The 6,347-nt window shown below is 73.2% G+C and carries 6 protein-coding genes; 2 read left to right on the top strand and 4 right to left on the bottom strand.

What is annotated here, in order from left to right; genetic code table 11:
• From ADY01_RS39455 to ADY01_RS31115, 3 genes are all read right to left on the bottom strand, one after another.
• The coding region (locus tag ADY01_RS39455; protein ID WP_159001533.1) for a hypothetical protein at positions 1-759 on the bottom strand (759 nt) is incomplete at its 3' end.
• Positions 756-983 (bottom strand): hypothetical protein, encoded by a 228-nt coding sequence (locus tag ADY01_RS36185; protein WP_053171395.1) that lies wholly within the window; start codon positions 981-983, stop codon positions 756-758. The genes ADY01_RS36185 and ADY01_RS39455, both read right to left, overlap by 4 nt.
• A 103-nt stretch (positions 984-1,086) precedes the next feature.
• Positions 1,087-2,391, bottom strand: a complete 1,305-nt coding sequence (locus tag ADY01_RS31115; RefSeq protein WP_049580064.1) for a helix-turn-helix transcriptional regulator — start codon at positions 2,389-2,391, stop codon at positions 1,087-1,089.
• Between the two features lie 182 nt (positions 2,392-2,573).
• On the opposite strand from ADY01_RS31115, the gene ADY01_RS31110 reads away from it, so the two are divergent.
• Positions 2,574-3,011, top strand: a complete 438-nt coding sequence (locus tag ADY01_RS31110) for a hypothetical protein (protein WP_063784425.1) — start codon at positions 2,574-2,576, stop codon at positions 3,009-3,011.
• Entirely contained in the window at positions 2,998-3,573 is a 576-nt protein-coding gene (locus tag ADY01_RS31105; protein WP_049580062.1) for a GNAT family N-acetyltransferase, read from the top strand. Before ADY01_RS31110 ends, ADY01_RS31105 begins: the two co-directional genes overlap by 14 nt.
• A gap of 100 nt (positions 3,574-3,673) precedes the next feature.
• On the opposite strand, the gene ADY01_RS31100 is transcribed toward ADY01_RS31105, so the two are convergent.
• A complete protein-coding gene (locus ADY01_RS31100) occupies positions 3,674-6,250 on the bottom strand; it encodes a rhamnogalacturonan lyase (RefSeq protein ID WP_078900768.1) in 2,577 nt (858 codons plus the stop codon).
• Positions 6,251-6,347 lie beyond the last annotated feature (97 nt).

The following is a 6,347-nucleotide window of genomic DNA, read 5'->3' as shown; positions in this document are numbered from 1 at the left end:
GCCCCAGGCGTCGCCCACGGCGCCGGGGCCCGAGTCGGCGCTCGACGTGCCGAGCCCGGTGGGCCACGGCAGGTCCCACACCGCCTCGTCGAGCTCGGGCAACGGCTTCCGCGCGCCGAACCTGATGCCGCCCGTGGCGTCCCCGAGGCCGCAGACCACCGCGAAGAAGTGCGCCACCGCCGCGTCCAGCGGGTCACCGCTCCTGTGGTCCACGGAGGCCAGCGGCAGCAGCGCCGCCCCGCGCAGCTCGCGCGGCCCCGGCCTGGTCAGGAACGCCACCGCCCGCCCGCCGCGTTCGAGCCGCGAGGTCACCGCGTTCTGCCGCCACAGCTCCCACGCGCCGTGCCGCGACCGCACGGTGACGAAGCGCCGTGACCTCCGGCCGCTCGCCCGGAGGGTGAGGTCGGCCGCCTCCTCGCCCACCGTCACGGTCAACGGCGGCCGGGGCACCCGGAGATGCGCGGTCTGGAGCCCGTAGGGGCCGCGCAGCCGCAGCGCGGGCACGCCGGGCGCCCCGTCGGTCCACACGTCGGCCCGCACCAGCCGCCGGTCCACGGCCACCACGACGAGGCCGCCGGGCCCCGGCGCCACGCGCCTGGCCATCCACAGCGGAACGCCCTCGTGCCCGGCCCGGCCGCCCGCCGCCCGCACCGCGTCGGGCCCGCCGCTCGCCCGCACCGCGAACGCGCCGAAGGCGCGGGCGAATTCGGCCCCGCGCCTGACCCGCACGGGCATCGCCGAGCCGGTGAGGCGGATCACCGGCACCCTCTCGCGCCCGGCGCCGATGAGCGCCAGCGACCGTTCCAGCCCCCGCCGCCCAGCCACCGGTCGCGCAGGAACGCCTCGGCCGTGGCCACCAGGTTCAGCTGGGCCACCGGCGTCGACGTCCGGCCGGACACGAGGCCGCCCTCGGTCAGCCGCACGGTCGCCGTGAACGGATTGCGCGAGGTCTCCTCGTAGAGCACCTGACCGACGAGTGCCATGCCGTCCCCCCTGTCTGCCGATCCCCCCGGTAAGGCGCGCACGAGGGGCCGTCCGGTTCCCGGCGCGCCGGGACGGGGAGGGCGACGCGCCACCGGCCCCGCGTCAGCGCGGGACCAGAGGCACCGACGCCGCACGGGCCGCCGTCATGAGCTCCGAAACCTCATGCACCCGCCCGTGCCGCGAGAAGGCGGGCATCAGATCGCGCAGCAGCCCGAGACAGCGGTCGGCCCCCAGGCTGCGCGCCAGCGTGAGCGACTGGCTCGCGCTCGCCGCCGCGCGCTCCACCTCCCCCGAACGCAGGAAGCCGTCCGCCTCGTACGCGAGGAACACCGCCTTCGTCTTCGCCCGCGCCTGGGGCAACTGCCGCACGCCGTCCGCGATGTGCCGGTGCGCCTCCGGCCCCGCCCCCAGGTCCAGGAAGCACCGGCCCGTGTCCACGCTCATGTCCGCGGGCGACAGCCAGGCGCACCAGCTCGGCGGCGAACGGTGCGCCGCCGCGCCCAGGCGCGCCTCGGCCGCGGCTATGTCCCGGTGGCACGCCCGCGCGTCGTCGAGCTGCGCGTGCGCCCGCGCCCGGCGCAGATGCAACAGCGAACGCGAGGCCGGGTGGTTCGCCCGCGAGATCGCGTGCGCCAGGATCTCCACCGCCGTGCCCGGCTGCCGCAGCCACACCGCCTGGTACGCGAGGTCGCTCAGGATCCCGGCGCCCAGGTCCTCGTCCCCCGCCGCGTGCGCGCTGTGCAGCGCCGCGTGCCAGAATCGGCCGGCCGCGCCCTGCTGGTCCTGGTCGAAACGGTGCCAGCCGATCGTCTGCGCCACCCGCGCCACCTGGATGTGCAGCCGCCGCCCGGTCTCCTCGGAGTAGTGCGCGTCCCGCAGCAGGTCGGTCAGCGTGGCCAGGTGCGCGTCCAGCAGCCGCACGGTGTGCTGCCGCTGCGCGGTGGCCAGTTCCGCGAGCTGCGCGGTCGAGTCCTCCAGCCAGGTCAGCAGCGCTCCGTCCACGGTCTTGCCGCCGAGCGAGCCGGCGAGTCTGGACGGTTCGAGGAGGGACCACTGGTGGGCGAGGGCGGTCAGGGCGGCCCCGGTGTAGGCGGCGAAAGCTCGGCGATCCACGGTCATGGCCTCTCGTACGGCGGCGAAGGTGCTGCGCGGGCCCAGGGAGAGAGGAGAGTCGGTGGCGGGTAACCACTCGGGCCAGTTAAGCGGGTTCACTTCACGCTCCGGAACCGCGAACACCTCTGCGAACAGAAGCTGCGTCTCCTCGCTCGGCGTGCGTTTACCGTGCTCGAAGTGCGATATGCGCTGGCGGGTGATGCCGGACCTCAGGCCCTGCCGTTCCGCGGACAGCCGGACGCGACGCGCCAGCTCCTCCAGGCTCCAGCCGCGCTGGAGGCGTAAATATGTCAAGGGATGGCGGATCGGGGAATCCACGGACTCATTGCACCACCGCTCACGCCCCATGGGGAGGGGCAGGACGGAATGGACTACACGTGGACGACAGCCGTGTCCTTACGCCGCGCGCCCCGGCCCTGCTTGGCTGTTGTCCGGCATCCCCACGACCGAGCACCATGGAGCACGACGGAGGGCGCATGACCGCGCGGACCACCAGGGCCACCCGGACCACCCGGGCCGAACTGGAAGCCGAGCTGGCCCGTTACCTCACCATCGCCGGACACCGCTTCGCCACCGGCGGCGAGTCTCCGCAGATGTTCTCGGGGCTCATCGACCGCGTCTGGCACGAGAAGATGCAGGATCCCGTCGCCTACGCCGAGTTCTGCTCGGCCCACGCGGGTGAGCCGGTGGCGCACCACCCCGCCGGGGGAACGGGCCCGGTCAACTGGATCCCCGACTACGAACGCCACTTCGGCACGCTCCCCGACCTCTGGTTCATGGGTGCCGACGGGGTCGTCGACGAGCCGCTGCGCCGCGAGTACCACCGCACGGGTGCCGTGACCCGGGCGGAGTGGATCTGCGCGCCCCGGCCGGCCCGCGTCGTCGGCCTGGGCGACGACGGTGTCGCCGCCTGAGCCGGGCCGCGCTCCCGGCCGCGCTCCCGGCCGCGCCTCGGGCCGCGGCCGGACCACCGGGCTGCGCCCGCTGGAGGCGGCCGACGCCGCCGCGGTCCAGGCGATCTACGGCCCCCGCGCCGTGCGCTGGCTGCCGCGCCCCCCGATGGACCGCCGCCAGGCCGAGGCGTGGCTCAACCGGCACCTGCGCGACCGGCCGGGCCCCTGGCGCCTGGTGTCCTGGGGCGTCACCGCCGGCACCCAAGATGAACTGATCGGAGTCATCCGCCTCATACGCCGGGCCAGGTACGCGGCGGAGATCAGCTGCATACTCCGCGAGGACACCTGGGGCCGCGGCCATGGGACCCGCGCCATCAGGGCCGTACTGCCCCGCGCCTTCGATGACCTCGACCTCATCATCCTCAAGGCACGCCACCACCCGGCCAACGCCCCCGCGCGCCGGGTTCTCGCGACCACGGGCTTCGTCCTCCGCGACGCAACGCCCGACCTGGTCACCTGCCTCCACACGCGTGGTGCGTGGCAAGCGGTGACCGACCCGTGGAGTGCGCTGCTCCCCGGGTGACAACGCGCCGGCCGCCGTCCCACTGGGGAGGGACGACGGCCGGCCGCGTTGCTCACGTGCTGGATCCTCGGTGATCCTCGGTGGATCCCCGGGGGGCCCGCTACCTCAGCCGGGAGATCAGCGTCTCGGCGTGATAGGTCAGCGCCGCGCGGGCCTCGCGGGAGACGCCGCGCCCTTCGAGGCCGCCGACGAACCGTTCCAGCGCGTCCACCGCCCGCCGGGTGTCGCCGCGTTCCAGATGACGGCCCGCCCGGTCCAGGTCGGCCCCGAGCCGGTGGGCCGCCGGTCCCTCCACCCACGCGCCCAGCTCGGCGCGCAGCGCGTCGAGCGCGCCGGGGGCGTGGAAGTCCGGCACCGGGACCTCGGCGAAGTCCATGTCCGAGGCCAGGTAGAAGCCGGTGTACGCGGGCTGGTTGTACGTGGTCTGCTGGCGCGCGACCTCCGCCCGGTACTGCGGGTCGTGCATGAGCGTGTAGAGCTTATGGCCCGTCAGCTCCGTGCTGGTGTAGATCCGCATCGCCGAGCTGTCCCGCGTCGGCACGAACAGCTCCTCGCGCCAGTCGCCGAAGATGTCGGCGACCAGGGACGGGTTGCCCTTGGTGTGGTTGTTGGTCATGGTGCCCTCGGCGGTCAGCAGCGTGCCGCGCCGCCAGTCGTCGATCGTCGGCGTCTGCTCCAGCGAGCCGTTGACCAGCTGCGTCGTCAGGTCACCCGCCCACCGGATGCTCTGGTTGGTGCCGGGGGTGGTCTCCGCGATCCGCCGCCCGTCCGCCGTCCACACGCCGACACCGGCCGGATCCTCGCCGCCCTCGGGGTGGTTGGCCCACGTTTCGAGACCCGGCTCCTCGGGCACCACGTCGCCGATCATGCCGCGCCCGGTGTCCACGCCGGTGTAGCCGCCGTACAGCACCTCGCCGGTGGCCGCGTCGCGCAGCGCGTAGCCGAGCGGCGCGGAGGTGGCGCCCTCGTGGACGGTGTAGATCTCAAGCCCCGGGCGGTTGGGGTCGATGTCCGTCACATGCATGGCGTCGCCGTGGCCAAGTCGCGCCTGAACGCCGGGAGTCGGGCTCTGAGGCGGCATCTCGTCGAACGAGCTGTACAGCAGGCTGCCGTCGTCGTCGATCGTCGCCGAGCCGTAGACGATCTCCTGGCGGCCGTCGCCGTCCACGTCGGCGGCGGAGAGGGAGTGGAAGCCCTGGGTGGTGAGCGTCCCGAACTCCGGGTCGGTGCCGTCCACTCCGTGCGGCCCGTCGTTGAACGGGTTCGACATCGGCGCCCAGCCGCTGTCCACGAACCAGTCCTCGCGCAGCTGTTCGCCGTCCCAGCGGTACGAGACGAGCGTGGCGCGCGTGTAGTAGCCGCGGGCGAAGACGGCGGAGGGGTGCTCGCCGTCGAGGTAGGCGACGTTGGCCAGGAAGCGGTCCACGCGGTTGCCCGGTTCGATCCTCGACATCGCGTAGTCGCCCCACATCAGGCCGTCGTCGTGGCGGCCCGGCTTGTAGCGGACGGTGTCGAGCTCGCGGCCCGTCGCGCCGTCGAAGACGGACAGGTACTCGGGTCCGTCGACCACGAAGCCCTCGAACGCCCGCAGTTGGTTGCGGGAGCTGCGGCTGGGGGCGTAGACGTCCATGAAGTAGTCGGTCAGCGCCTCGGCGTCCGCCTGGGAGAGCGGGTAGTCGTACCGCGGCTCGATCCCGAACGCCTCCTCCAGGGTGGCGGGCCAGTTGCCCGCGACGACCTCGGGGTGCTCGTGCCACGTGCGGAACATGTCGACCACGTGGGCGTGGTAACCCTCGGCGCTGAGGCGGTAGTCGTCCTCGTTGGAGTATCCGTCGCGCAGGTCCTCGCGCGGCATGGTGATGTAACGCTCGGACGCCACCTCGCCGTTGTCGCGGTAGCGGGTGATGGTGGTGCCGGGCGCGGTCTTGAACATCATCTCCGAGCGGCCGTCGCCGTCGAAGTCGTAGACCAGGAACTCGGTGTAATGGGCGCCCGCGCGGATGTTGGGGCCGAGGTCGATGCGGTGGAGCAGGGTGCCGTCGAGGCGGTAGGTGTCGATGTAGATATTGCCGGTGTACCCGACCTGGGAGACGTCCTTGGCGTTCGACGGGTACCACTTGACGACGTACTCGTAGGAGCCGTCGCCGTCCACGTCGCCCACGCTCATGTCGTTGGCGGAGTACGTGTACGCCTCGCCGGCGGGGGTGATGCCGTCGGCGGGCCTGGTCAGCGGCAGGTCGTAGTAGCCGTCGGCCCAGGGCGAGGCGGGGTCGGAGAGGTCGACCTCGTCGCCGTCCACGACGGCCGCGACGCGGTACTCGCTGTCCGGCGTGCCGTCCGCGTCGCGGTAGTTGGTGGAGTCGGTCACCGTGGCGAGGCGCTCGCCGTCGCGGTAGACATGGAAGTCGGCGCCGGTCAGGCCGGTGTCGGAGTGCCCGCTCACCTCGGAGGCGAGGAGGCGCCAGCTCAGGAAGACACCCTCGTCGGTGGAGGCGGCGACGAGGCCGCGGTCGAGCTGTTCGAGCTGAACGGAGTCCGCGCCGCCGCCGTGGTGCCCGCCGCCCTCGGCTCGGGCCTCCCCGCCCCCGGCCGCCACCAGGAGCCCGGCCGCCATGATCCCGGCCACGGGCGCGGCCAACCAGCGCCGTCGGCGGATGCGTTGTCTGTCTGGTGTCATCGTCGACGCCCTTCGGAAAGCTGATTGAGTCGTTTCAATTAAACGTTTCACCCGATCGGCCGCGACAGTATGGGGGTGGTGGGGCGCCGTCAAGAGG

This window comes from Streptomyces sp. SBT349 (assembly GCF_001083795.1).
Taxonomy (GTDB): domain Bacteria; phylum Actinomycetota; class Actinomycetes; order Streptomycetales; family Streptomycetaceae; genus Streptomyces.
Note: the sequence above shows the minus strand (reverse complement) of the source record. Positions and strands in the feature narration are given on the sequence as shown.

Bases quoted from the DNA above. Each gene is read 5' to 3' on its own strand.
- ADY01_RS31100 (WP_078900768.1), bottom strand. From the start codon at position 6,250: ATGACACCAGACAGACAACGCATCCGCCGACGGCGCTGGTTGGCCGCG.
- ADY01_RS31110 (WP_063784425.1), top strand. From the start codon at position 2,574: ATGACCGCGCGGACCACCAGGGCCACCCGGACCACCCGGGCCGAACTG.
- ADY01_RS36185 (WP_053171395.1), bottom strand. From the start codon at position 983: ATGGCACTCGTCGGTCAGGTGCTCTACGAGGAGACCTCGCGCAATCCG.